This window comes from Pseudarthrobacter ribosi (genome assembly GCF_055412865.1).
Map to the genome: position 1 here is coordinate 312,958 of NZ_JBVAYZ010000001.1, position 25,584 is coordinate 338,541.

Sequence of the window (25,584 nt, forward strand, 5' to 3'; positions counted from 1 at the left end):
TGATCCATACGCTACTGGTGCTAGGGCTTTGTGTTGCGCGTCACCACCTACGCCCAAGAAAAATTGAGAGCCTGACCGTTCAAGGATCCCTTTACGGGACAACCTCGAGCTTTTGATGAGGCGTCAGGAGAAATAGTTGCCTAATACGCTGCGGCGCCTCCCCGGGTGCTGCGCGGGACGAAGTGTTTTGGGCCCTAGTCATGCATCACCCTTTTGGTCTTGTGATGGATACTTCGCCGCTGCCGAGGCTTTCGCGAAGGCAGTCAGCGATCCGCTCAGCGTCTTCTTGTGTCGCTGTTTCGATCAGCTTGATACCAAGGTGCGTGGAAGGAAGATTTGCCGTTTGAACAGACTCCTCGATGAGCGGGTCTTCGAGGCAGGGGTCTATAGAGGCTCCGCTCCTCGGGCCGAGCACCGAGACATTCCAACGGTCCGACGAGCCGGTGGTGATTTCTGTTTTGCCTGGCGCCGTTCCGCAGCTTCCCAAAGCAAGGGGCAAGAGGCACAAACCCAGCCAAAGGCGCGTCCGGCGCTTCACTTGAGGCCCCTTCCCCAGAATTTCCAACCTGACCAGAGCATACGCTGACCCGGAAGTTCCCGTAGTTTCGTTTGCCGAACGTTCAGTGGGCCTGCTTTTGGCCGGTGGAATGGTATCGGCGGATAAGCCGTCGAGTATGAAATGCTGCCAGCAGCCCGGAGACTGTGGCGAAGCCGACTCCGAATCCTGCCAGCGCCAACCCAGTTGCTCCCAGTGCATGGAAGGCGACGACGGTGTAAACGGCCGTCACCGCGGCTGCTCCCAATCCAGCGGTGAGCGCGCGTGGCAGTACAACTGATAAGGACGTACTGGCGTCAATCCAAAGCGCCGCTACCGAACCGGCACCCGTAGCCAGCCCGGCAGCGGCTCCGACAACGAGCCCAAGCATGGCCATGAAGAATATCTGGCCGCCATTCATGCCCCAGAGCCCAAACTGCTCCGGATACAGGACTGCCTGAACGGTCGAAAACGCTGAGATGCCCCCGCTGATACACGCACCCAGCAGGGCACCGGTGAAAACAGCCCGGACCAGGAGAGGCAACGCTACTGTCTTTACATTTCGCACGGCTGTCGGCCCCATATTCGACACCCTAGCGGAAGGCGTAGGAGACGTAGCGCCACCTGCACCGGTGAAGGTGGCCTATACGAGTCAGTCAAAAGCGACCGATTTTTGGCAGAGGCTACGGGAAGTAGCTGAGCTGTGAGTTGTTCAGGGGTGCCACTGCGATACAGATCAGCAGGACCGCGGAGAGCCAAAGCATCCAGCCGCGGTCGAACCAGCCCCCCAAAGCCGATCTGATCCCTTTGAAGACCAGGATGGGCAGGGCGACAAGCTGAGCGAGGGTGATAGTCATTTCGAACTGCCGCCACCCCGACGTGGAGGCGCAGGACGCCGGGCGGTATTCGTCAGCGTTGGAGTGGGGTTGATCATTTTTCACAGCGTCCGGGTCATTCGCCTACGCAGGGGCTAACTAGACGGTCTCCTGCAGGGTATGGAGGCCAAAGAGCGGCAGTAGGGTTCCAGCGTCCGACGCCGTAGACTCCGTTTCGTTTGGGGATCCCCACCGGGCCGGCAGTAAATGCCGTTTCCTGGCTGCCCCCTCTAACGGGACGCGTGGTGGCTGCACAATCTTCGAGACTCGCCAGGACGCTCTACGCTTGGGCACCAAGCAGCGTCAGAGAAGTATTTGAATTGGGGCAACGTGACAGACGGCAGCGGCAACAACTTTTGGCGGACCTTCGGCTGGATCATAGTACTGGTGGTTGTGGGGTTCATCCTGGCGGGGTTGTGGGCCATGACAACGGGTATGCCCGCAAAATCGTGACCGGAGAGGGATCCTTCACCGGAGCCAGTGCCACCCAAAATTTTGGATCAGGTCTGCCTGGCCGTCCAGCGTCAGTGCGCCGGATACAGCGGGAAGAGGCGCCTAGAGCGAAGGGGAGTATGTATTCGATAGTTTGCTCTATGTGCCGGACACCGGCGAGAAAGTCAAAGAGGGGCAAGACAGATGAAGCCAGGCAGCACGAACGACCACATCGTGCCGGTGATGTACCTCAAACGCTTTGCCAAGCAGGCGGCAACCACCCAGGTTATCCAAGCGGCCCTTGCGGATAGGCCCCAAACCGACTTCACGCAAGGCATCCACAATGTGGGTTCCGCGAAGGGCTTCTACTGGGGGACCGATCCTGAAGGGGTACCCCATCACCATATGGAGCAATTCTTGGGGGTTATAGAGGGTGAAGCGGCCACCGCTTTCCGCTTCGTGCTCGACAAAGGGCGCTTACCGGCTGATAGTGCCCTGCCTGGAAAATGGCCGACAAGGGACGAAACTCGGTATGCCATTGCATGGTGGATCGCCGCACAGATCCTCAGAACGGCCCGTCAACGAGAACGACTAAGGAAACTGGACGGCGAGTCGCTGCCGTTTCCCTCCCGGCTCGCTCGCAACAACCCCCACCTCGAGTACATTGTGCGGGAGATCGCGCCGCTCGCCTTTCTTCTGGCGCGACGACCGTGGGGCATTGGGTTTACGAACCTGTGCCTGTTCACTTCCGACGTTCCCGTTCAAATCATCAATGGGCAGGACGATGAGGACCAACTGCGCGCTGCAAGTTACTGGGACGTCTATGTCCCCCTCGACCCGCACCGGTTCCTATACCTGCCCGGCGCTTTGCACGATGACAAGCCTCGGCTGAGGCGAGACCACAGGATCAATCTCCCTGGCGGGCTGGCGATGGCGCTGAATGATCTCATCATTGAGACCGCCCATCGCCACATCTTCTTCCACCCGGAACATGATCCACGGGTGAAGATGCACGAGTCCATCATCCAGGACACGGTGAAACGCCGAGACTCCACAGCCTCCCAGTCGATCATGTACTACGACGCGATGCCTCCCGACATGGGGATCGAACGACGCTGGCTGGACCGCCATACTTGGGATGATGAGGACTTGACCGCGGAACCAAGCCCGGTCGTCAATCCTCTCGATGCGGTGCGCCGGATGTCGGACCACTTGGAGCATGCTAAACGTGCCTATGACACTCGCTAGCCGCTACATGGCGAAGCGGCGGGCTGCTTCTTCGCCGGGCAGGATGAGTTCCGGTCCGTCGCTGCGAACCTGCGTTCGGGCAGGAGTCCTGTCCTCAGCATCGGCGTTAGCGTGAGTCAAGACTTTCATCGCTGGCAGTCTCAGCAAAGGATCCTTTACCGGGCACTAGAACGTACCCCTACGACTCGCCCTGGATGACCGCGCCAACCTTCGCGTTGGGCAACAAGCCGTGACCATGCCGGAGCCGCCACCTCCGTAGGACGCTGAGAGGTAACCACTTCAAGTGGGACAGCTTAGGATTCTCAGCATGCTATCTCCAGACGAAATTGCTGGTCTGCCGGTCGAAGAGTATGGATTTCCGGGCCCTCTGCGAGATGCACTCGTGGGCGCGATCCTTGACGGACGGAAGACGAGCACGACCTCTTTGGTCGTCCAATACGAACTAGACGACGAGCCGTTGCCCGTAGTCGGTGAACGCGGTGTGGTCGTTGATTCGTCTGGGCGGCCCGTCTGCATCACGGAAGTTACCGACGTTCGCGTAGTGCCCCTTGGCGCCGTTGATGCAGCTCACGCGGTCGACGAAGGCGAGGGTTACCAGGCAGTGTCCGGCTGGCGTGCTGGCCACGAGGAGTTCTGGCATAGCCCCGCCTTTCGTGCCGCCATGCGTGATCCCACCTTTACGGTCTCGGACTCGACGGAAGTTGTTTTAGTGCGCTTCTGTGTCCCCGTGCAGGACTAATCTCCCAGCAAAAGTCCGGCCTAATGAATGCACGGTAAAGGATCCCGAAAGGGACGCTGGTTAGGGACCGCTTCTGGGAATATGGCGATATGAAGAAGTTCATGCGATCACTGGCAACCGAAATTCTCAGCGCCATCGGTTCCGGGCGCCGGTTCGTGGCAATCGACGGCGTGGATGGCAGTGGCAAGACATCCTTCGCCGCAAAGCTGGCATCCGAGATCCAGAATCGACCCGTGATCGTCATCCACGCCGACGACTTTCTGAACCCCTCGGCTGTCAGGCATGCCAAGGGGCGTGCTTCACCCGAAGGCTTCTGGGAGGATACCTACAACTACGCGGCCCTGCAGGAGCAGCTGCTCGCGCCACTCGGCCCAAAGGGGGACGGCTGGTACTCGCCGGCTTCCTATGACTCAGGGACCGACCGAATGGCACAAGTGGAGGTCGTTCACGCCCCATCAGATGCACTGGTCGTCGTCGAAGGCATGTTCCTGCACCGCGATGAACTCGCCCCCTACTGGGATGCTTCGGTATTCCTGGACGTTCCGTTCACCGAAACCGCGGCACGAATGGCACTTCGAAACGGGAGCAGCCCCAACCCGGAGCACCCAACGATGCGCCGGTACGTCGGCGGACAGCGCCTCTACTTCGACGCTGCACGACCCTGGGAACGTGCCACGTTCGTCGTGGATAACTCGGATTTCACCAAACCGAAAGTCATCCGTCCCGACATGGTTTCAACTGTCCGGTGAGAGTTCCTCAATTGGGGAGACTCTGGGATCGCGGCTTCCAAGCGGGCCTCAGTCCTCAATTCCGTACTAGGCTCGCGGGGTGTCTACCCCCCAGAATCCCCAAGTGATAGTACTGAACGGCGGCTCCAGCTCCGGTAAGTCTTCAATTGCTCGGGCGCTTCAGGAAATCCTCCCGGGCATTTGGTTGACTTTCGGCGTCGACACTTTCGTCGACGCACTTCCTGCTGGGGGTGGCAGCCCGCGCGCGGGAATCACCTTCGAGCAGGACGGCACCATCACTTTCAGTGCTGAGCATCGGGCCTTGGAACGCAGTTGGTACACCGGACTCAGCGGTATGGCCCGCGCTGGGGCCCACCTGATCCTCGATGAGGTCCTCCTGTCAGGGAGAGCGGGTCAGGAACGTCTGCGGTCAGCCTTCAGCGATGTGGAGCTGATTTGGGTGGGCGTGCGCTGCGACCCGGACGTCGCCGTATCCCGAGAGGCACGACCCCTCGACCGCGTGGAAGGGATGGCGCGACAGCAAGCCCACAGCGTGCACGACGGAGTTGTTTACGACGCCGAGGTCGACACCACGCATAGTTCAACGGAAAAATGCGCACGCGACATCGCGCAGCAACTCTCGCTGGAGGCATCCGCCCGCTAAAGGATCCTCTACTGACTCAGTGGTACGTCGGCTTCAAGGATCGACATGTAGTGGACGTCAATCCATTGCTCGTCGAACCACAGCGCGTCCCGGCCCGTTCCTTCGTAGCGGAACCCTACTTTCTCGTAGACGTGCCGGGCGCGCGGGTTGAAGGCGTAAACCTCAAGAGCTATTCGGTGAAGACCAAGCTCGTGTATGCCGTGCCTGACAATCAGCTCGGTCGCCTCACTGCCAAGCCCCCGGCCGCGGCCTTCGGCGGCAAGGAAAGCGCGGAAGCCGCATGAGCGATTCAACTCGTTCCAGTCGTTGAGCACGACTTCTCCAACCATCGCGTTCGTCGCCTGTTCGATCACGGCGAGGACGAGACGGTCATCGGCGGAGCTCCAGCGTTCGTACGTCTCGCGGAGGTCATCAACAGTCCACGGCAGCGTTGTCTGGCTGCTGGAGTGCGCTGTTCCGGTCAGAATTGCAGCTTCTGCGTCCTGGAGCATCCGATGCACTGTAGGTGCGTCCTGAGCCTGAATCGGTCGCAGTTTGACGCGTTGGCCCTCGATTGTCGGCTTATGCGTGAAGATCGTGGTCATGCGGCCAGTTTGGCAGAAACTCTAGGAACCTCGTCCGTAGGCCGGTCCGTTCGAGGATCCTTCACCGGGCATTTGCTTTCGCCAAGACTTCAGCGAGACCAGGGCGCCGGCCGTGAGAATCTGCATGCCTCCTAGGCTTCATTCGTCCCGGGTGCCGTGCCTTGCGCATCGGCGTTCGACTCGATGGCTGCGGCGAATCTTCTTAGTGTTCTTCGGTCTCTTCGTCTCCGTTCGACTCCCTCTCATCGTCCGAGGACGGCTCGGCTGCTCTCGCCAAGTACGGCAACCCACTGACGTCGTACTTGGGCATGGCGGCGGCCATCTGCTGAGCCAGGTTGGCGGTGCCCATGAGGCCTGCAATGTCGTACTTGGGCATGGCGGCGGCCATCTGCTGAGCCAGGTTGGCGGTGCCCATGAGGCCTGCAATGTCGTACTTGGGCATAGCGGCGGCCATCTGCTGAGCCAGGTTCGCGCTGGGCAAGAGCCCTGCGACGTCGAGCTTGGGCATGGCGGCGGCCATCTGCTGAGCCAGGTTAGCGGTGCCCATGAGGCCTGCAATGTCGTACTTGGGCATAGCGGCGGCCATCTGCTGGGCCAGGTTCGCGCCGGGCAAGAGCCCTGCGACGTCGAGTTTGGGCATGGCGGCGGCCATCTGCTGAGCCAGGTAACTTCCAGCCGCAGAAGACTGCGCAGACAAATTGGCGACGCTTCGCCGAGCCACGTCGGCCGACTTTCCTTTGAGTCGCTTTAGAGCCTCCGCGCACCGCTCGTCAGTCATGTCGGGCAGCGAGGGTTCTCCAGGCGTGAGGAGAGTTGGCGTTTGGTCCTCTTTGCTTGCCGAGAAGAGGACTTTCACCTCCCATACACAAGCGATGCTCTGTGTGTCGTTGCCGTCGGTCACAACCCCGTACAGCAGCCACCGCGCCTTGGCCGTATACCAGATGTCCCCCTCGATCTCATGGCCGACGACGTCCGTGACGCTAAGGAGTTCTGCTTCGGGCGGGGTCATCCATGAACGCCACTGCACCACGCCGTCAGTGGCACCCATGCCTACGAAACCCGTCGGCGAGGTGAGAATCTCGACAGCTGTCTGAGCCAGCCGAGACTGTATCGGAAATGAGCGGAGTAGGTCTCCTGCAGCAGTTTCCGCCTCCTTACCAGAGACTTCCTTGGTGAACCCGGAGACCACTTGGTCGAAATCCGCAAGAAGCGTGAGCCTGCCCTCAAGACCGCGGACGTCCTCATCCATCGGATAGGGATAGGCGGTCCCATCGCCGAAGTCCTTGGTATTGCTTGTTACGAAGAAGACGTGCTCTTCGGGGTTTTCCTTGATAAATTCCAGGATGGAGAACCAGATGGCCACATCCCGTGCACCCTCAGAATGGTCCTTGTTACGCTTCGCAGGCGGAAGCGACATTGCTTCGCGAGCCAAGGCCCTACGTGCGATGTCACCACTCATGTCGATCACTTCGAAGATCTCGCGGTAAGCATCTCGCCAGTGGTTCAGGAGGCGTTCCAAATCAAGTGGTTCCAGGGAACTCTCCAGCACCCACGGAAGCAGTTCACGTAGCTTCTGCAGGACGGTTACTGCTGACTTATACCTGTCGGGGTAGAACGCCGCTTGATGCGCAGCCATCTCCTCCAAGACCATCCACGGCACGGCAATCCTATGGTGCCCGGACTCCTGCAGCTTCCGGATGATGTCGGCCCGGGGGCCGCTGGGCAGCAGAAGATTCACGGCATTCGTATCGAAGATGATCAAATCCAAGCCTTCGTCTCACTCAAGCGCTCCGGTCTGAGGGAGACTCGCGCTGTTTAATTACCACCAGCTGATTGCGGTCGGCTTGGCCCAGCATAGAACAGCCTATTTGAACTCGGAGGACGGGAATCGCCGATTTAGAAGTGGAAGCGCTACGTGTTGTGCCATTGGACCATCCGAGGGCCCGAGGTCGAGGTCCTCGACCGTCTTCCACAGACCAGGCGAACTGAGCGGTCGGAACGTTTGATGGGAAAGAACTTCTACCGCTCCGGGACCGTTCGAGATCACTGAGCATCGCATTCCCAAGCTTGCCGATGCTGCCCGTAAGCCGGTCCTCTACCGGTCGAACACGCCGCTGAACCGCATCATTGCGAGCTGGGGTCCATCAGCGTCCCGTGAGACCCGTCCGGTGAATTGACCGGTAGGGGGTGGTATTTGACACACCACGCCCATCGAGTGGCCCGGCATGAAGGTGACGCGGGGGCTTCGCTTCCCGCCCTGCCCGTCAGCGCCTCAGGTTAAGTGCTCGGACCTCACTGCGCTCGGGCTGTAGAAGCGTTTTTCTGTTTTTTGCTGCTGTCCTTATGGTGTTGACGGGTGGTTCCGTGGCCGTTGTAGGGTCGTGGCTACCCGGGGGAGGCAGGTATGGCTTTGTTGCTGTGGTCCGGACGACTCGCGTCGTGACGGCTTCGTAGGATTGGCCGCCCGCCACCCCGCGATGACCCGACCGCTGATTGAGAGACGCGACATGATCGCCGGATAAGGACACGACTGGTTGTGTCGAGTATTTCTGGCCCCTGAAGGACAGCTGAAACTGGCCCCACCCGGCGATGCTGGTGAGCGTCGACACCGAGTCATAGTGACCGTGAGCGCCTATCTGTCACTACAGCTGGGGCTACGGTGCCGGGACGGGCACCACCGATTCCGGGTTGTCTTGTGAGTGGACGTCGAGTGCCTCGGGAAATTCCGTCCAGGACCGAATCGGTGAGACAAGGATGGGGATGGCAGATGCGGCGGCAACGAGGGCCCATCCCCAGAGCACGGGAATAACGCCGGTTGCCAGTGCCAGGACTCCGCCGCCGATACTGGCCACAGGCATGACCCCTAGGGTGAAGAGCCGGTAGGTGGACATGACTCGTCCCATCAGGTGGTGTGGAACGAGCCGGGGAATGATGCCGGCCCCCGCCAGACCGGACAGAATGACGAAGAAGGACCAGCCAAATCCCGAGATGCCAATCCACACGACCGGAGCCAGCCCCAGGAAAGGCGCCACCGGGAGCAGGATGACGAATACGGCGCTTGCCAGGCTCGCGGTGATCTTGGTTCTGCCGACGCCGAGACGTCGTGTGATGCGGGTAGCTGTCATGGAAGCGGCCAGACCCCCGACTGCTGACAGTGCGCCCAGGATTACGAATTGATCCATGGGAATGTTCAGGATTTGGAGGGCGAAAATGACTTTGGCAGCGGCTCCGAACATGCTTGCGGCATTGACCAGCGCAACGGAGACCATCAGGGAGCGAATCAAAGGATGGCTCAATGTGTAGCCAAGGCCGTCTCGTGCTTCGGACCAGAACTTGTCCGGGGTTTCTGCTCGGGAGGGCCGATCTTGTGGGAGTCTGCCGGTCATGACTGCTGAGAACAAGTAGGCTGCGCCGGCAATGAAAAGCATGGCAGGAGCGGACACTACTTTGATAATCAGGCCCACGACTCCTGGCGTGGCTATGGCGAGGCCGCTCTGTACGGACTGCACTTTTGCGTAGCCGTCACCCAGCTCGCTGCCTTTCAGCAGCGTTGGCATCATGGCGGACTGTGCTGTCGTGAAAACGACGTCAGCTACGCTGACGACGGCAGCGACTATAAAGAGGTGCCAGATGCTGAGCGTTCCAAGGAGATACGCGGTCGGTACCGATGCAACTGCGGCGGCACGGATAACGTTGGCCAGAACCAACGTGGATTTCTTCGACCACCGGTCCACTAGAACGCCGGCGGGCACTCCGAGCAGCAAGAATGCCGCCATGCCCAGCGCGTTCAGAACACTGGTCTGGAACGCCCCCGCCCCGAGAACGGCAACGGCGATAACCGGCAACATCGAGCGCAGCACATCGTCGCCGATTCCGTCCCCAATGCTGGCCGTGAATAACTTTCGGAAAGCCGCAGGCATAACGAATCTGGCCGGCTGGCGATGCTCTTCCCCAACGCATCTACGGTTGCCCGTATTCTTGATGAAAGCCACGATTCGTAAGGTCATACCTGACTATAGTCAGGTGCTTCCTGACAATCGTGGCAGCAACTCGTCTGTCTGGAGACCTTATCGATGTCTAATGACTGCCCACCCGACTTCTGTGCCTTTTGCGGGTTGACGCCGCCTTCCGGCCGGCGCCTCATAGCCGGGCCGGGAGTCACCATATGCGAAATGTGTGTGGCGGCGGCAGCGAAGATCCTGCACGACAGCAGCACCGAGGGGCTGCCCAAGTCGATGGGGCCCATCTGGGACCACATGTCAGACGCGGAAATCCTGCAGCACCTGCCCGAGATTTCCCGGGTAAGCCTCAAGGTCGAAGAGCAGCTTCGCGTCTGGGTTCGTGTCGCCCGCGAACGAAAAATCGCCTGGGCCCAAATAGGGGCGGCTCTGGGCATCACTCGTCAGTCGGCTTGGGAGAGATTCAAGGAACATCTGTGATTGCCGGGCGCAGCGGAGGCGTCGGCCGGCCAACCGCGCCAAGTCTGATCACGACTGCGACTGTCCGGGGGTTGCCCGGGTGAGGCCGTGGGCGAGGCGGTAGGAGTCGGTGCCGGTTTCGATGATGCTGCCGTTGAAGGTGAGCCGGTCCACGATTGCGGCGCACAACCTGGGATCGGTGAAGGTCTTCGTCCAGCCCGAGAACGATTCATTGGAGGCGATGGCGATGGAGTTCTTCTCCTCCCTCTCGGTGAGGACCTGGAAGAGGAGCTCGGCGCCGCGGCGGTCCAGTTCCATATAGCCAAGTTCATCGATGCAGAGCAGGTCCACGCGGCCGTAGCGGGCGATCGTCTTGGCGAGGACTTTCTCATCGGCGGCTTCGACGAGTTCGTTCACGAGCCGGGTGGCCAGGGTGTATTTCACCCGGTAGCCCTTCTCCGCCGCGGCCGTGCCGAGGCCGATGAGCAGGTGGGATTTCCCTGTCCCGGAGTCGCCGATGAGACAGAGGGGCGATCCTTTGCGGATCCAGTCACCGGCGGCCAGGGTGTGGATGGTGGCGGCATTGATGTTTGGGTTCGCGTCGAAATCGAAATCCCCGAGCCACTTGTCCCGGGGAAAGTTCGCGGCTTTCACGCGGCGGATCGAGGAACGCCGGTCCCGGTCATCGCATTCGGCCAGCAGCAATTCGGCCAGGAAGCCCTGATAGGAGAGTTGTTCCTTCCCCGCAACGGTCAGGGCCTCATCGAGCACGGCCCGAATCGTGGGCAGACGGAGCCGGCGGCAGGCCTGGTCCACGGCCGCGACGGCGGCTTGTTCGGTCAGGCCGCGCCGTCGTCGCAGGGTCGGAGTGATGGTCGTAGAAGGTGCTGCAGGACTCATGAGATGTTCTCCTTCGACGCGGGTGCTTGTGCGGGTTGCGTGCGTTTGACCAGCAACTCGTCGTAAGCGCTGACAGATGGCAGGGGCCTGGTGTCCGGTGGGAGTCCCGCAATGACCGCTGCCGGATCCATGAGCCGGCGCTGGGTAAGACTGACAACGTGTTGCACTTTCACGTCTTCTCGAGCACCGGGATGACGGTCCGGCCCGGCCCCACCCGAGGGGATGGATGAGGCGTGTCTGCGGGCTTCGACCGCGACGACGTCGGCACTGACAGCACTCCCAGGGCCGAGACGATGCCTGCAGTGACATCGGATGCGTCCATGGAGCGGTGGAGCAGCAGGACGTCGATGAGTTCGCAGGTGCCGTCGGCGTCGCCGTTGACCCGCCGGGAAGCAGCCCAGAACGCCTCATGCGCGCTGGTGAACGCGCCGGACTCCCGCGCCCTGGCCAGCGCGGTGGAACCGGGCAGCGCACCCGGCTTGGTCTTGAGGACCTCGAGGCAATGGTCCAGCTGGACCGACTGCCCGTGTTTAGCAACGATCCGCTGATGCCTGGCAACCACGGCACGGCCGTCGAACACCACGACCTCGGAGGCCCGCAAGGAGACCCGGACCTTCCTGCCGATGAAACGGGCCGGGACGGAATACTTCACCATCCGCACCGTGATCATCGAAGACCGATCCACCCGCGGCGTCAGCACCAGCCCCGGGTCGAAGGCCTCTGCCGGCAGCGGCGCCAGAAAAGGTTGTTCGAGGGCGAAGTCCTGGCCGATGGTGCGGATCCTGTCGTTGATCCGCCGGGCATCGTCCAGGGCTTCCCAGTCCCGGATCCGGTCGTTGAGCTCATCCAGAGACGCAGCAATGGGCATGGGCGAGAGCCGGTTCCGCCGGAACCAGCCGACCTCCCCTTCGACCCCGCCCTTTTCGTGCGCCCCGCCAATGCCAGGCTGGCAGTAGAAGGGGTCGTAGCCGTAGTGCGATCTAAACAGCACCCACCTGTCGTTTTCCTGGCGCTTCCGGCCCTGCCCGAAAACCACTGCCGTGACCGCGCTCGTGAGGTTGTCATAGCGGATGTGCTTTGTCGGGATGCCTCCCAGGACCTGGAAGGCTTCGATGTGGCCTTCGAGGAACGCTTCCTGGGCCTGGGTCGGATAGATCCGGTGGATGGCCTTGCCCGAGTTGGAGAGCCGGAAGATGAACATGTGGCACTTCGTTTTCACACCATTCAGCACGACCCAGACTTCGCCGAAGTCCACTTCTGCCTCAGCGCCAGGCGCATGTTCCTGCGGGACGAATGCCTCCACCCGGCGGCCGGCCTCCACATCGATCCGGGCCCGGCGGACCCGCACGTAGTCACGCACGGTCGAATATGACAGCTCCTCAGCGCCGTGCTCCTCGATCAGCCGGGCAAGGATCCTACGGGCGGTATGACGCTGTTTCCGGGGCGCCGTCGTGTCCTCGATGAGCATCGCGTCTATCGCTGCTTTGAACGGCTCCAGCCGCCGGGCCACCGCTTCTCTTGGCTTGCGTGGCGGAGGGGAGGCTGATTCCAGAGCCCTCACCGTCCTTCGGTGAACCTTGTGTCGGGCCGCCAGCGCACGGACCGAGAGGCCCTCGACCCGGGCATCCCTTCGGATCCGCGCGAACAACTCCACTCTCGACTCCATCCAGACCAGCCTTCCGCCGCATCCATCCACTGATGAATCCAACGTTGAAGGCGGGGCCACATATAACCGTCACAAGCTGCCCGGCGAGTCACGAAGTGGGGCCAGAAATAACCGTCCTACCGGGGCCATCCAAACCTGTCATAGTCACACGACGGCGCGGTTATCTGCCGGGTTCACCCAATCAACAGACTGGAGGCTGTTTTGGCGAAATTGTGGGCCGGTATCGATGCCGGCAAAGCCCATCATCACTGCGTCGTTATCGACGCCGACGGAAACCGTCTGCTCTCGCAGAAGATCCCCAACGACGAACCCGCCCTGCTCGAACTCATCGCCACCATCCTGAACCTCGCCTACGGGGACGAAGTCATCTGGGCAACGGACCTGAACCACGGCGGCCCGGCGCTGCTGATCGCCATCCTCGTCGCCCACGGCCAGAACATCCTCTACATCCCGGGCCGGACCGTGCACCACGCCTCCAAGCTCTACCGCGGGGAAGGCAAAACGGACGCCAAAGACGCCGCCGTGATCGCCGACCAGGCCCGGATGCGCCGCGACCTGCAGCCGCTGCGGGCAGGGGACGAGATCAGCACGGGCTTGCGGATCCTCACCGCCCGGCGGGCCGACAAATCAGCGGACCGGGTCCGGGCAATCAACCGCCTCCAGGCCCAACTGCTCGAATACTTCCCCGCCCTGGAGCGCGCCTTCGATTACAGCCGCTCCAAAGCGGCACTGTTGTTGCTGACCAAACACCGCACCCCGGACGGGATCCGCCGCACCGGCCAGGCCAGGATCCACGCCTGGCTGAAGAAACACGGCGCCCGCTCCTCGGCAGCAGTTGCCGCAGCTGCCGTAGAGGCGGCGAAATCCCAGCACACCACCGTCCCCGCCCAGCACCTCGGGGAGGGGATCGTCGCCGCACTCGCCCGGGAAATCCTGACCCTGAACGAGGAACTCGCCAAACTCGATGCGCTGATCAGCGAGAAAGTAACCGAACACCAGCACACAGAGGTGCTGTTGAGCATGCCAGGGTTTGGCCCAGTTCTTGCCGCCGAGTTCCTTGGCGCCACCGGCGGCGACCTCACCGTCTTCCAGTCCGCCGACCGGTTCGCAGGCGTCGCCGGACTGGCGCCGGCCCCCAGGGACTCCGGGAGAATCAGCGGCAATCATCACAGGCCCAGACGCTATGACCGACGGCTCCTCCGGGTCTTCTACCTCTCCGGCCTCTCCGCCCTGAAGTCCTGTCCCTCCTCGCGCCGCTATTACGACCGCAAACGTGCGGAGGGGAAATCCCACATCCAAGCAATGCTGTCGCTTGCACGACGGCGGCTCAATGTCCTCTGGGCCATGCTCCGTGACGGCACTACCTACAATCCAGCCTCCGCAGCGACAACAACTAGGGCCGCCTGACGTCCGGCGGACTGCGGGCATCGAGGGTTTGGCTATCCGGCCGGTGAAGGAACCCTGACCGGGCCGAGAATCGCCTCTTGGAAGCCGAGTGAGCAGGACGGGCGTGAGTTCAATTGTTCAGTGGCCAGATCCAAGGAGTGTCCTAATGGATGGACCCCCTGGGAGGGCGTCCGGAATTGGTCCTCGCTCTATTTTTCTTCCCCGTGTTGTTGATATTCGCGGGGAAGCCGCCGGAGCGTCCTTGCCCCGAAAAATAAACTGATAACGAGGATGGCGGCAGCTGCTAGCAGGATTCCAACCTCTTCTGGTGCAGGGTCTCCCGTCAGAAGCAGGATTATTACCACGATCAGAGCACCTGTACCGGTAACTAAAAGGGCTGAAAAATACCACCTTGCGCGGTGTTCCCTCGGGTCAATCCATGGTTTCATCCGATATCCCGCTCTCTTTCTAAATTGAAGCTTGCCCCAAGTGTCTGAGGCATTCAATAGAAACTAAGACGAGGTCCGGGTTAGAGGCGGCTGCTTCCAGTCGATAACTACTTGGCGTAGCGAGCTGATGTTCGGCGAAGGATGTGCCGCGCCGCTCATTGGTGCCACGGCCAAACGCCGGGCGGCGACGGCTACATACGATGAACCTATAAGGGATTGCACTGCTTTGCCACGGCCCAGCGAGCACCAGATCGGGCCTCGCTGCGCTCGGGCAGCACAAGCATTTCCTTCTTTTTTGCTGCTGTCCGTTGGATCCTACGTGCCCGCTCCACCGGCTCAACCGTCCTGCGGACGGCAGAGCACCGGATGCCTTCTGGTCGGCGCTGCGCTTGTTTCCTCCCACAACCCATCCGCTGCTTGCCCTTCGGGTTGCCCCGGCTCCGTCGGGCACAGCTACGCGATGCTCCGCCAGCAGGCAAAAAACATGGTGGGGGAGAGGGATAGTCGGGACGTCCGGCGCCCTCCCCGCCCGAGCGAAACGGAGCATCACCCCATGCGCACAGAAACCATGACCCGCACGGTCACGACCGACACCGCCGAACCGGTCACCGCCCCCGTCCTTCCCGCCGACGACCGGTCAGGGGACGGATACGACTGGATGGACACCCTCGAAGGCACCACCTGGTCCGTGCTGCCCAACTGGGGCAGCGAGGGCTGGGACGCCGGATCCTGGCCCTACATCATCTTCACCGTCGCCCGCACCCGCGACGACAGCGGGGAACTGTTCGGCTACGGAACCTATGTCGAAGGCGACACCGCAACGCACTGGTTCCGCTCCCAGGACGCCTGCTTCGAAGCAATCACCGCCGAGGTCTTCTTCCATTGGGCATCAGGCCAATCCGACGGCCCGGATAAGCTCCCCGCCACGGCCGCCGGCCTGACCGAGGAGGACCGGAAGCCCTACCCCGGCTGGACGCACTAAGACCCCTGAGGTGTCCCGGCCACCACTGGCCGGGACATCCTCACGGCACACAGCACCCATTGACAACATCATTGAGATTCCTCCGGATTCTAGGCGTCCGCTCCACCCCGTCTAATACGAAAGTATGGGCGGTCAGGCTGCGTTGGCGGCGGTGATGGTGACGTTGAATCCGAGGCTCTTGAGTTTCTTGATGGCGTTGTTCTTGGCTTTGATCGGGTCCAGGCGGGTGAAGTGGTCGGCGCCGGGGTCGGCGTAGCATTCGCCGTCGGCGAGCATGTGCCAGACGGCGGTGAGGATGGAGTGTTCGATGGCCACGGTGGCTTTCATGGGTCCGCGGCGGGCGGCGACGCGCCAGTATTTTGCGGCTAGGTAGGTGTTTTTGCTCCGGGAAGCGGACAGGGCCGCGATGCCCAGGGCGCCTTTGAGGTATTTGTTGCCGGGCAGGATGTGGGCTGACTTGATCCGTCCGGCGGATTCGTTGGCGCCGGGACAGACGCCGGTCCAGGAAGCGAGCCGGCCGGGTGTTTCGAAGCGGGACATGTCCGCGCCGGTTTCGGCGATGATCACGTCGGCGACTTTGAGTGAGACTCCGGGGATGGTGGCCAGGAATTCCCTGGCGGCACGAAAGGGCTCCATCGCTTCCTCGATCCGTCCGGTGAGCGCGTCGATGATGCGGGACTGGGTATCGATCTGGTCCAGGTGCAACCGGGCCATGAACGCGTGGTGTTCCTTGAAGAGGCCGGTGAGGGCCTCGACGAGCTCGGGGACTCTGGAGCGGAGGGTGCCTTTGGCGAGGCCGGCGAGGACCTCCGGGTCGCGTTCCCCGTTGACCAGGGCTTCGAGCATCGCCCGGGACGAAACACCGATGAGGTCCGAGACCACGGAGGAGAGCTTGATCCCGGAGCCTTCCAGGAACTTCTCCAGGCACTGGATCTCCCGGGTCCGGTCACGGGTAGCAACTGCCCGGGTCCTGGTCAGGTCCCGCAGTTCACGGATCGGTTCGGGCGGGACGAACGAGGCCCGGAGCAGCCCGTGCGCGCCCAGCTGAGCGAGCCAGGCCGCGTCAGAGACATCGGTTTTGCGGCCCGGGATGTTCCTTGCGGCCTTGGCGTTGACCAGCATCACCGGCAGCGTTTCTTCGAGGAGATAGAAGAAGGGTTTCCAGTAATCGCTCGTGGCTTCCATGACGACCGTGGTGACGTGCTCGCGTTCCAGGAAGTCCCGCAGGGCAAGGATCTGGCCTGTGGTTGCGCCCCACGTTGTGACCGTGGAGGTGTAGGTTCCGGTCCGCTGCCCGGGCAGCCGGAGACAGACCTTCGCGTCGCGTTTGGAAATATCTAAACCGGCAGCCCGCTCGTGCACGATCCATGGCTGTTCCTCCTGACACCTTGACCTCGTTACGTCGGCGTTTGCCGAGGGGAGGACAGGGAAAGCAGAGGAATCTAACACTCGTGCTCCAAAGGCAACAATCCACGGTTCCCGTGGAAGCCCTCCGCGCCACGCTAGCCCACAGGCTCAACCACAGCACCACAGACGGATCGGCGTCCACCGCGGCAGACACCTCCATGATCCGCCCGAAACCTCATCCGCGGCCAGAGCCCGGGGCGAGGCAACCGCATACTTTCTCCCACCACGGCGCGACAGCGACTCTGGACCGCTAGCCCCTCCTTCGTCGGGGCCTGCGGCGCAGGAAATGTCCCTTCGGCGCTCCTGCGTCGCTGATTTCCTTGAGGGAATTTCCGGCCCCTTGCCCTGCGGGTAGACAGGGCTCCGTCGGCCGCCGAGCAAGCGAGCTTGCCAGCAACCAAAAACAACGGGGGGAGAGGGGAAGCTGGCCGGTCACCTAAGCCGCCCCACCCACCGAAATCCTCTGCAAAGGAGCAACACCATGAACACCACACCCACCCTCGAAATGCTCGACCCGGCCACCCTGACCGTTGACATCAACGTCCGCAAAGACGCCGCCCTGACCCCGGATTTCATTGCCAGCATCAAAGTGCACGGCGTGACGGAACCCGTCATCGCCCACCGCAAGGACGACGGCGTGGTGCACGTCCTGATGGGACAGCGCCGCACCCGCGCGGCTGTTGAAGCCGGGCGCACCAGCATCCCGGTGCTGATCATCGAGTCCCCCGAGGAAGCCGAACGCATCGTGACCCAGGTCGTGGAGAACATCCAGCGCGCCGAACTCACCGAAGCGGATGAAGCCGACGCCTACCACCAGCTGTCCCTGATCGGCGTCTCAGCCGCCGCGATCGCCAAGAAGACCGGACGCACCAAGACCACCGTGGAAGGGGCGCTGAAAGCCAAGTCCTCGAGCGCCGGAGCCGCCGCCCTGGGCAAGGGATGCACCATCGATGAAGCGCTCATCCTGGCCGAGTTTGAAGGGGACCAGGACGCGACCGAGGAATTGGAGTCCGTGATCGCGGACGAACCCGATCAGCTCCTGCACGTCGCGCAGATGCTCCGGGACCGCCGCGACCGCGCCGCCGCCCTGGCCGCACTCATCGCCGAGCTCGAGGCCCAGGGCAAGACCATCGCGGAGGACGCCGGGCACTACGACAACGAAGAGAACCTGTACGTCTCGGCCGCGAAGCGGGCCGACGGGGAACCGGCCACCGACGAGGACGCCAACGCCTACCTGATCAGCACCGACTACCGGGGCCAGCACAACGCGAACCCCGTCATCACCGGCTGGAAGGACCTGGGCTTCACCCCGAAGTACGAACGCTACGACGGCGGCACCCAGGCCCAGAAAGGCCCGATGACCGAGGAACAGAAAGCCGAGCGCAAGACCCTGATAGCGAATAACCGCGAGATGGAAAGTGCAACCAAGGTCAGGCGTGAGTTTGTGAAGACCCTGCTCTCGCGCAAGACCGCGCCGAAGGGTTGGCAGTACTTCACCGTCCACGCCATCACCCACGACCCCGAAACCGCCGGCGGCTACGACGGCCAGGTCGCCACCGAGATGATCGGGGCCAAGACCGGGGAAGATACCGACCGGTGGGGCTGGAACCCGTTGCGGGACCACACCGCCAAGACCACCGCTCGGCCCGAGTTCTCCCTCATCGCCCTGATCTGCGCAGGGTACGAAAAGACCATCCAGAAGGACTCATGGCGGTCCGCCGAGAAGCGGCACTTCCACTACCTGAACCAGCTCACCGTTTGGAACGCCGCACCACGATCGACCTGGCCTGCGGCGTGGTGATGGCCCAGAACCGCTGCACCCAGGAAGAAGCCATCGGTATCCTCACCCGGGTCTCCAACAGCCGGAACCAGAAGCTCCGCGACGTCGCAGCGGAAATTCAGGAACATCACCACGCAGGAGGTCCGCACGCACTTCGATGTTTGACCGCACCAGCCGAATATCCCTGCCTTGGGAGAAGGACGCTGGAGCGCTAGCTGGGTCAGCTCCGGCAGAGCGATCCCCTGTCCAAAGCCGCGGCAACGGTCGGAGTTGTTCGGCCAGCCAGAGTCCGTGCCAGCGCTCACGATGACTCCCGTGAGGCTGTCCAGAGGGCTGCTCCGGGGGATAGACTTTGCTTAATGCCCCGGACCCCGGCTGCCCACTGACTCAGCGTCCTGGAGCATCCAAATGTCTGGAATTTCTCTCTCCCGCAACCCCGATCCCTGGTCCGAAATCGCGATTCCCCTGAAACGTGCGACCAATCCGGTAGTACTGCATATCGCCCCGGACATGTCGTTGCGACGGGAGGCTGGGGGCGTCAGCCTTTTGCACAGGTTGCCGCCTGCCTCGGGTAGTTCTTCCATCGCGGCGCAGGCCCGGGAAGTGATCGATTCCATTCTCGACGATCCCAATCCGCGTTTCGCAGCAAACAGGCAACGACTGATGACATGGGTGGCCGCCTATCCGGGGTTCCCTGAGCGGGCACTGCTGGAGCACTTGATCGAAACGTGCAGCCAGGCAGATGCCCAACGCCAGCCGGACAAGGCCCCCGCCGCTCCGGTCGTTGTGCACCGGCCCGCACTGCGATGAGAACGTGACCCCTCAGCCGGCAGCGTCACGCCTTACACTCAAGGTGTTTGCTTGGGCCGGTCCGGGGTGCGGTGCCGCTCGCCCGACCTGCGAACGGGCATGACGGGCGTTATTCTTAGCCGTGAGAAGCAGTTTCCGGCGTGCAGACACCGTACGCTGCCGGACCAGGAGAATTCGGGGATTTGAGGCTCGCCATGGATATTGCACCCGCCGCCCAGTCCCGTGTCCGATTCCCGCGAGGCATGTCCCATGGTTGATCCAGGAGTTTTGCCGGCTACCCCGCCGGTCGGCGCTGACTTGTGCAAGCCGTTCCTGGCGGAACTGCGAATATCAGGTGCTGCAATCTCGATATTTGGCGGGGCCGCACCGGAAACCCTGGTGTGCGCGAGCGACCCGCTGGCCGCCCGCATCGATGAGTTGCAGTTCGATCTTGGGGAAGGACCACGGTGGGAGGCCCTTCGTACGCGGCTGCCGGTTCTGGTCCCCGATGTGAACGACACCCATCCGTATTCCTGGCCTGTTTTTAGCAAAGCTATCCTGGACACGGAGGCTGCGGCGTTATTTGTATTCCCGCTGACCCTCGGCGCCTTGGATCTGGGCGTCGTGGAACTTCATCGTACGAAACCGGGGAACCTCAGTCATACCGACCATGCAGCCGCAGTTGTGCTGGCCGGTCAGACTGCATGGCAGCTGCTTCGCAGGGTTCTCTCGGTGAACTCCGCGGACACCGACCCGGCTGTGGAACCTTCCCTGATGTCGAGGCGGGAAATCCATCAAGCTACAGGGATGGTGCTGGCACAGGCCGGGGTCAGTGCAGCGGATGCCCTGTTGCTACTGCGCGCACATGCGTTCGCCAATGCGCTGACCTTGCGTGAAGCGGCCGATGAGGTTTTACTGGGGACCCTGAGTTTTACCTCTCGGAATGATCAACGCGGCAACGGCGGGCTGCAGTAAAATGGGAATATGGTGACGACAAGCCGCGCCGAGCGCGTGAGCGCCGCCTTCGTGAGGATCACAGACACTCTGGTTGCTGACTACGATGTGCTGGATTTACTCCATGCCCTCGTTGAAGAATCCATCGATCTGCTGGATGCCGCTGCCGCCGGCCTGCTCCTTGCCGACCCGCACGGCGAACTGCAGGTCCTGGCCTCCACCAGCGAACGAAGCCAGCTCGTTGAGATACTCCAACTCCGGGCCGGCGCCGGGCCCTGCGTGGAGTGTTACCAGACCGGGACGCCCGTTGCCGTGGAGGACATCCGCTCCCTGCACGGGAAATGGCCCGAATTCCAAACGGCGGCGCTCTCCCAAGGCTTCCGTTCAGTCCACGCCGTCCCGATGCGCGTTCACGGCAAGACCATTGGAGCCATGGGCCTCTTCGGCGAGAACCCCGGCGCACTAACCCGGGAGGACTCCGCCATCGGCCAGGCCCTGGCCGACGTCGCGACGATCAGCATCCTGCAGGAACGCACCTCCCGGGAATCGGCCCTGGTCAACGACCAATTACAACGCGCCTTGAACAGCAGGGTCCTCATCGAACAAGCCAAGGGCGTCATCGCCCACACAGCGGGAGTGGACATGGAAGAGGCCTTCCGACGCCTACGCGACTTTGCCCGCGCGAACAACCAGAGTCTGCATGACACGGCCCAACAAATAGTCAACCGTACACTCACCCTGTAGCCCGGCGTCGGCCGACCCGTGACCTGGTTCGTCCGCCCCCCGTTTCGCCCGTGACGCCCGGGGCAAGATCCGGCGGTGATGGCGTTGCAAACTATGAATGATTCACGGGGCGCCGTAGTCATCCTTTCCCAGCATCGCCCGGTCGGCGAACCCGCTTAGCCCCTAAGCCGGGCGTTCGCTGAACAGATCCCCGACCGAAGTCGCGTCAGTATGGTCGTCCTACTGTTCCTGGCAGGACGCGAGTCGTCGGGACCTTTTCAACCCGCAACTCTTCCTCTACGCTGTGATTGTTGCCCCGGACCCTGGCAGCGCCCTTCGTTTCGGCGCAGTTTTCCAGGGAGGAACTCACATCGAAGGCACCCAAACACCAGTGCCGTGCGGCAATGCCGCATCTTGGCACGTCCGAGGGCCGGGCGTTCTCGCAAGCTTGCGCGCAGTACGTCCCCAGCGGCGACCTGCCACGTCCCGGGGGTCTCTCCGTTCACCAGGCCTACGTGGGGAAATAGGCCCCGCGCTGCCCGGAACGGGGAAATCACCGATGGCACCGGCGGGCCGCTCCAGGACGCCAGCCCTCGCCATGGCGGAGGGAAGCTAATGGCGATCACTAGCGACGCTATCAGGGCGGTAGAAGAGGCCGCAGCTAGAAACACACCCTCGGATTTTGAACATGAACATGTCGCTCCGGAGTTGCAGACCGCCGTGGCGTGGGCCGTTACGCACGGCATACCGATCAGTGACGTCTCCACCGCAGCCCAAATGACCGCGTTGGAAGTACTGGACGCCGTCGACTCCCTCAACTATCGGCCAGTGAACCCGCGGCCGCCAGGATGCGACCAGCCAGATTCCGGGTGAGCAAATAATGTGTGCCCGGCACCGGAGCGGACACGCTACCGGCTGCATTTAGGTCCCCGCAACCATCCGCGGCGGCCGCGTCGAACGTTCGGTGGACCCGATAGGGGACGCACCCGCTTGGGCCCCGCGGAGGTCGAGATCTGTTATCCCCCTATTCCCCTGGCATGCCCCGGGCCGGAAGGTCGACCATGACGGCTTCACCCTATTCACTCTTTCTTGCCGATTCCATCGCCCCTGCCGAACTCGGCAATGGCCTGACCGACGACGAATTGTACGGGGTATACACCAGCTGGTGCCTGCTCCGCCGGGAACTCCCCGCACCCCAACCAGCCTTCTGGGCCGCCATGCGCGAGGGGGGAATCCCCGACCGGTGCAGGATCGCCAGACGAGTCATCCGCCCGGGCCTGCGCATGACAGGGCCAGCCGCGGCTGACTACATCCTCACCAGCCAAACCAGCCTGCTCTGACGCAAGCACTATGGAGGGCTGGACGGCGTCGATGAGACCCCGACAGCCTCGTTTACGCCGGAAACAGCAGAACAGCCAAACTATTCGGGCAACCGGGCTGCAACAGCTAGGATTTCCTCCGAGGGTTCCCCCGAACCGGGCACCATTCAGGCAGCCGCCAGTCATGAACCCGGGAGCACGTCATGAACTCTGTACGGACCTTTGAATCAATCGTCATTATCTTCAATCCCAACAGCACCGGGGATGCGCCCCAAGCTCGCCGAAAAGCTCCGTGACCGGCTGACCGAGCTCCTTACCTATACGGCGGATCTGAAGCTGCAACCGACCAGTCATGCCGGGCACGCCGTTGAGTTGGCCCGCGAGGCCGCCGGCAGCGGCGGGGACGTCCTTGTCGTGTCCGTCAGCGGCGACGGGGGCTACAACGAAGTCGTCAACGGTGTGAAGGAAAGCGGCAACCCGGACGCGGTCTGCGCCGTCATGGCGGCCGGGAACGCCAATGACCACCGGCGGACCACCGGCACCAAGCCGCTGGAAGAAGCCATCGCCGAGGGCCACGTGCGGCACATCGACCTGCTGCGGATCCAGACCGGCCAGGGCACGGACGCGCCGGCGACATACGCGCACTCCTACATCGGATTTGGTCTGACACCGGTGATGGCGATCGATATCGAAAAGGGCAGCAAGGGCGCCATCAAGGAAATGTTCACCGTGATCCGGACCTTCGCGAAGTTCAGGCCGTTCGAAATACGCCAGACCGACGGAAAGCGCCGGAAGTTCGACAGCCTCGTCCTCGCCAACATCCCCGAGATGGCGAAGTACGCCACCCTAAGCGACGCGGACAATCATCCTTCTGACGGCAAATTCGAAGTGGTCCTTTTCCCGCATATGCCCAAGTGGCGGGTACTGCTGACGGCCCTGCGCGCCACCACGCAGGGACTGGGCGACCAGCCAAGCGTGAGCACCTACGAATTCACCACACTCAAGCCCCTGCCCTACCAGATCGACGGGGAAGTGAAGTCCGTGGACGCGAACACCCTGGTCAAAGTTGAATGCGCCCCGGCCGCCCTGCCCATACTGGGGTAGGACGTGTGCCAGCCGGACACACCCCGAATCATGGAACCTGACGATCTGGCGCCCACGGTGCTGAGCGGACTACTGAGGCGGTTCGACCATCGGCGTAGGGTGGAATAATGCATGGCAGAAGCCGCGACGTCGAGTTTAAGGGTGGAAAGCCGGGAGCGAAGGGAAGACTCCGGAATGGTGATCATCCGGTGATGGTGGCCAAGGTTGTCCTGACCGGCCCGTTTGCTTCGCATGTCTATTCTTTGGCTGGTACAGGGATTTCATCGGCGGGCCCGGTCTTCGTGCTGCTGCACGGCATCGGAATGTCTCACCGCTATTACCGCCGGCTTCAGACCTTGCTGGCCGGACACGGCGACACGCACTCCTTCGACCTGCCAGGATTCGGCGCAGCGGCCAAACCGGACCGGCAAATGTCAGTGGCGGAATACGCCTCCGTTATCGCCAGCACGCTCGAAACGCTGGGCACCGGGCCCGTTGTCGTCGTCGGGCATTCGATGGGCGCCCAGTTCGCCACCGAACTGGCCGTCCAACGCCCGGATCTTGTGTCGCACGTTGTGCTGATCGGGCCGGTGGTGGATCCGGCGCGCCCGAGTGTCCTTCGGCAGTCCCTCGCGCTGGGGCTTGACTCGTTGAGGGAAAGCCCTTCCGGCAATGCCATCGTGTTCACGGACTATGTGCGCTGTGGTCTGCGCTGGTACTTGACCGAACTCCCGGTGATGATGTCGTACGACTTGGAGGCAGGGTTGGCTAAAGTCGTCCATCCCGTACTGGTGGTCCGGGGCTCACGTGATCCGGTTGCCGCGCGCTCCTGGTGCCTCAGGCTGACCGCCGTCGCGCCGAACGCGCGCTTTCTCGAGGTTCCTGGCAAACCGCACATCGTCCAGCACGGTGCAGCGGGGCCGTTGGCCGCCGAAATACTTTCACTCATCCAGCAATAACGTCAGGCCTTTGGTTCAGAGTAACGGCCGGAGCGGGACGGGGACGGCTTGCTGAACCGGGCGAGCGGGTGCCGGTCCTGCCATTCCTCCAGGGTCAATACCCGGCTGTTCCCGCTGTCCACGTGGAATATTTTCTGCATGTCCGAGGCGAAATTCTCGTCATGGATTTCGAGGTTGATTTCGTAGTTGCCGGTCAGACTCAGCCTGTCGATATTGGCGCTGCCCACGGTTGACCAGCTGCCGTCGATCGTGGCTGTCTTGGCCTGGATCATCGCGTTGCGGTAGAGCAGGATGGTTACGCCATCTTCGAGCAGGGACCGGTAGAAGCCGCGCGAGAGCCAGTCCGAGAGGATGTGGTTTGAATCTTCGGGGAGGATCAGCCGAACATCGACACCCCGCCTGCTGGCGGCGAGCAACGCTCTGAGGATCTGCTGATCCGGTAGGAAGTAGGCCATGGTGACGAAAATGTGGTCCTTGGCACGGTTGATTGCGTCCAGGTATATCCCGCGGATCGGATAGACAAGATTCGCCGGAATGTTGTTTACGGCACGGATCCTCGGTTCCCACACGGTCGGGGTCGTGTGCGGTATCTCGGCCGGGGACCCTGAAGAGGGACGGACCACCGGGAAGCGGTAAACGTGGATGTCCCGGTGGAACCGGAAAAACGAGCGTGGCACGACCAGGTTGGCGAACCCGTCGTAAATGACAAAGACCTCGACCCCGCGGCCGGCCGCTTCATTGAGTGCGTTCTTGAACTGCCGGCCGGTGTCGTCATCCTTCCAGATGAACGTCTCAATAAAGATCCGGTCTTTTGCTTCGCCGATCGCCCGGATCATGTCACGGTAAAGATCGGCCCCATAGGTGTAGGTCGTGACCTGCGAGCCGGAGACGGTGCTGTCAAAAGTGCCCGGGCGCGGGAACCCCTTGCGCTTGCTCCGATGTCGCTTTTTAGCCATGTCCAAAA

23 protein-coding genes and 1 pseudogene are annotated in these 25,584 nt (G+C 62.2%); 15 read left to right on the forward strand and 9 right to left on the reverse strand.

Annotated elements, in window-relative coordinates; translation table 11 throughout:
- Positions 1-1,218 precede the first annotated feature (1,218 nt).
- Positions 1,219-1,476 carry a hypothetical protein gene (locus ACZYZ5_RS01360; protein WP_463898639.1) on the reverse strand — a complete coding sequence of 86 codons (258 nt, stop codon included), beginning with the start codon at positions 1,474-1,476 and terminating at the stop codon, positions 1,219-1,221.
- A gap of 570 nt (positions 1,477-2,046) precedes the next feature.
- On the opposite strand from ACZYZ5_RS01360, the gene ACZYZ5_RS01365 reads away from it, so the two are divergent.
- Entirely contained in the window at positions 2,047-3,090 is a 1,044-nt protein-coding gene (locus tag ACZYZ5_RS01365) for a DUF4238 domain-containing protein (protein WP_463898640.1), read from the forward strand.
- A 3-nt stretch (positions 3,091-3,093) separates the two neighbouring features.
- Here ACZYZ5_RS01365 and ACZYZ5_RS01370 read toward each other — a convergent pair whose 3' ends face one another.
- Positions 3,094-3,219, reverse strand: coding sequence for a hypothetical protein (locus ACZYZ5_RS01370; RefSeq protein WP_463898641.1), 126 nt, complete (start codon positions 3,217-3,219; stop codon positions 3,094-3,096).
- A 178-nt stretch (positions 3,220-3,397) separates the two neighbouring features.
- On the opposite strand from ACZYZ5_RS01370, the gene ACZYZ5_RS01375 reads away from it, so the two are divergent.
- The 3 genes from ACZYZ5_RS01375 (at position 3,398) to ACZYZ5_RS01385 (ending at position 5,221) form a co-directional block, all read left to right on the forward strand.
- Positions 3,398-3,829 carry an ASCH domain-containing protein gene (locus ACZYZ5_RS01375; protein ID WP_463898642.1) on the forward strand — a complete coding sequence of 144 codons (432 nt, stop codon included), beginning with the start codon at positions 3,398-3,400 and terminating at the stop codon, positions 3,827-3,829.
- A gap of 89 nt (positions 3,830-3,918) precedes the next feature.
- Positions 3,919-4,578 carry a nucleoside/nucleotide kinase family protein gene (locus ACZYZ5_RS01380; RefSeq protein WP_463898643.1) on the forward strand — a complete coding sequence of 220 codons (660 nt, stop codon included), beginning with the start codon at positions 3,919-3,921 and terminating at the stop codon, positions 4,576-4,578.
- A gap of 103 nt (positions 4,579-4,681) precedes the next feature.
- Positions 4,682-5,221: a chloramphenicol phosphotransferase CPT family protein gene (locus tag ACZYZ5_RS01385; RefSeq protein WP_463898645.1), complete on the forward strand. Its 540-nt coding sequence runs from the start codon at positions 4,682-4,684 to the stop codon at positions 5,219-5,221.
- Positions 5,222-5,229: 8 nt separating this feature from the next.
- Here ACZYZ5_RS01385 and ACZYZ5_RS01390 read toward each other — a convergent pair whose 3' ends face one another.
- From ACZYZ5_RS01390 to ACZYZ5_RS01400, 3 genes are all read right to left on the reverse strand, one after another.
- Positions 5,230-5,805 (reverse strand): GNAT family N-acetyltransferase, encoded by a 576-nt coding sequence (locus ACZYZ5_RS01390; RefSeq protein WP_463898646.1) that lies wholly within the window; start codon positions 5,803-5,805, stop codon positions 5,230-5,232.
- A gap of 202 nt (positions 5,806-6,007) precedes the next feature.
- Entirely contained in the window at positions 6,008-7,567 is a 1,560-nt protein-coding gene (locus ACZYZ5_RS01395; RefSeq protein WP_463898647.1) for a PIN domain-containing protein, read from the reverse strand.
- A gap of 892 nt (positions 7,568-8,459) precedes the next feature.
- Positions 8,460-9,812 carry an MFS transporter gene (locus ACZYZ5_RS01400; protein ID WP_463898648.1) on the reverse strand — a complete coding sequence of 451 codons (1,353 nt, stop codon included), beginning with the start codon at positions 9,810-9,812 and terminating at the stop codon, positions 8,460-8,462.
- Positions 9,813-9,878: 66 nt separating this feature from the next.
- Between ACZYZ5_RS01400 and ACZYZ5_RS01405 the strand changes: the two genes are divergently transcribed.
- Positions 9,879-10,244 carry a ClpX C4-type zinc finger protein gene (locus ACZYZ5_RS01405; RefSeq protein ID WP_463898650.1) on the forward strand — a complete coding sequence of 122 codons (366 nt, stop codon included), beginning with the start codon at positions 9,879-9,881 and terminating at the stop codon, positions 10,242-10,244.
- 48 nt (positions 10,245-10,292) lie between these two features.
- On the opposite strand, the gene istB is transcribed toward ACZYZ5_RS01405, so the two are convergent.
- Both istB and istA read right to left on the reverse strand, forming a co-directional pair.
- Entirely contained in the window at positions 10,293-11,123 is an 831-nt protein-coding gene (istB, locus tag ACZYZ5_RS01410; protein WP_463898651.1) for an IS21-like element helper ATPase IstB, read from the reverse strand.
- Positions 11,120-12,789, reverse strand: a pseudogene (istA, locus tag ACZYZ5_RS01415) (IS21 family transposase). Before istA ends, istB begins: the two are co-directional and overlap by 4 nt.
- Positions 12,790-12,990: 201 nt before the next feature.
- Between istA and ACZYZ5_RS01420 the strand changes: the two are divergent.
- Both ACZYZ5_RS01420 and ACZYZ5_RS01425 read left to right on the forward strand, forming a co-directional pair.
- Positions 12,991-14,196: an IS110 family RNA-guided transposase gene (locus tag ACZYZ5_RS01420; RefSeq protein WP_463898653.1), complete on the forward strand. Its 1,206-nt coding sequence runs from the start codon at positions 12,991-12,993 to the stop codon at positions 14,194-14,196.
- A 981-nt stretch (positions 14,197-15,177) separates the two neighbouring features.
- Positions 15,178-15,606 carry a hypothetical protein gene (locus ACZYZ5_RS01425; protein WP_463898654.1) on the forward strand — a complete coding sequence of 143 codons (429 nt, stop codon included), beginning with the start codon at positions 15,178-15,180 and terminating at the stop codon, positions 15,604-15,606.
- Positions 15,607-15,738: 132 nt separating this feature from the next.
- Here the strand turns inward: ACZYZ5_RS01425 and ACZYZ5_RS01430 are convergent, their stop codons facing one another.
- On the reverse strand, positions 15,739-16,971 hold the full coding sequence (locus tag ACZYZ5_RS01430) for an IS110 family RNA-guided transposase (RefSeq protein WP_463898765.1): 1,233 nt from the start codon (positions 16,969-16,971) through the stop codon (positions 15,739-15,741).
- A 523-nt stretch (positions 16,972-17,494) separates the two neighbouring features.
- Here ACZYZ5_RS01430 and ACZYZ5_RS01435 point away from each other — a divergent pair.
- The 8 genes from ACZYZ5_RS01435 (at position 17,495) to ACZYZ5_RS01470 (ending at position 24,620) form a co-directional block, all read left to right on the forward strand.
- Positions 17,495-18,814: a ParB/RepB/Spo0J family partition protein gene (locus tag ACZYZ5_RS01435; protein WP_463898656.1), complete on the forward strand. Its 1,320-nt coding sequence runs from the start codon at positions 17,495-17,497 to the stop codon at positions 18,812-18,814.
- Positions 18,814-19,008, forward strand: a complete 195-nt coding sequence (locus ACZYZ5_RS01440) for an ANTAR domain-containing protein (protein WP_463898766.1) — start codon at positions 18,814-18,816, stop codon at positions 19,006-19,008. Before ACZYZ5_RS01435 ends, ACZYZ5_RS01440 begins: the two co-directional genes overlap by 1 nt.
- Before the next feature lie 193 nt (positions 19,009-19,201).
- Complete coding sequence (locus ACZYZ5_RS01445) at positions 19,202-19,603, forward strand: hypothetical protein (protein ID WP_463898657.1); 402 nt, start codon at positions 19,202-19,204, stop codon at positions 19,601-19,603.
- A 249-nt stretch (positions 19,604-19,852) separates the two neighbouring features.
- Positions 19,853-20,557 carry a GAF domain-containing protein gene (locus ACZYZ5_RS01450; RefSeq protein ID WP_463898658.1) on the forward strand — a complete coding sequence of 235 codons (705 nt, stop codon included), beginning with the start codon at positions 19,853-19,855 and terminating at the stop codon, positions 20,555-20,557.
- Positions 20,558-20,566: 9 nt separating this feature from the next.
- Positions 20,567-21,280 (forward strand): GAF and ANTAR domain-containing protein, encoded by a 714-nt coding sequence (locus ACZYZ5_RS01455; RefSeq protein WP_463898659.1) that lies wholly within the window; start codon positions 20,567-20,569, stop codon positions 21,278-21,280.
- Between the two features lie 1,040 nt (positions 21,281-22,320).
- On the forward strand, positions 22,321-22,599 hold the full coding sequence (locus ACZYZ5_RS01460; protein WP_463898660.1) for a hypothetical protein: 279 nt from the start codon (positions 22,321-22,323) through the stop codon (positions 22,597-22,599).
- Positions 22,600-22,842: 243 nt separating this feature from the next.
- A complete protein-coding gene (locus ACZYZ5_RS01465) occupies positions 22,843-23,682 on the forward strand; it encodes a diacylglycerol/lipid kinase family protein (RefSeq protein WP_463898662.1) in 840 nt (279 codons plus the stop codon).
- A gap of 191 nt (positions 23,683-23,873) precedes the next feature.
- A complete protein-coding gene (locus tag ACZYZ5_RS01470; RefSeq protein WP_463898663.1) occupies positions 23,874-24,620 on the forward strand; it encodes an alpha/beta fold hydrolase in 747 nt (248 codons plus the stop codon).
- Between the two features lie 2 nt (positions 24,621-24,622).
- On the opposite strand, the gene ACZYZ5_RS01475 is transcribed toward ACZYZ5_RS01470, so the two are convergent.
- Positions 24,623-25,576, reverse strand: coding sequence for a phospholipase D-like domain-containing protein (locus tag ACZYZ5_RS01475; protein ID WP_463898665.1), 954 nt, complete (start codon positions 25,574-25,576; stop codon positions 24,623-24,625).
- Between the last annotated feature and the right edge of the window lie 8 nt (positions 25,577-25,584).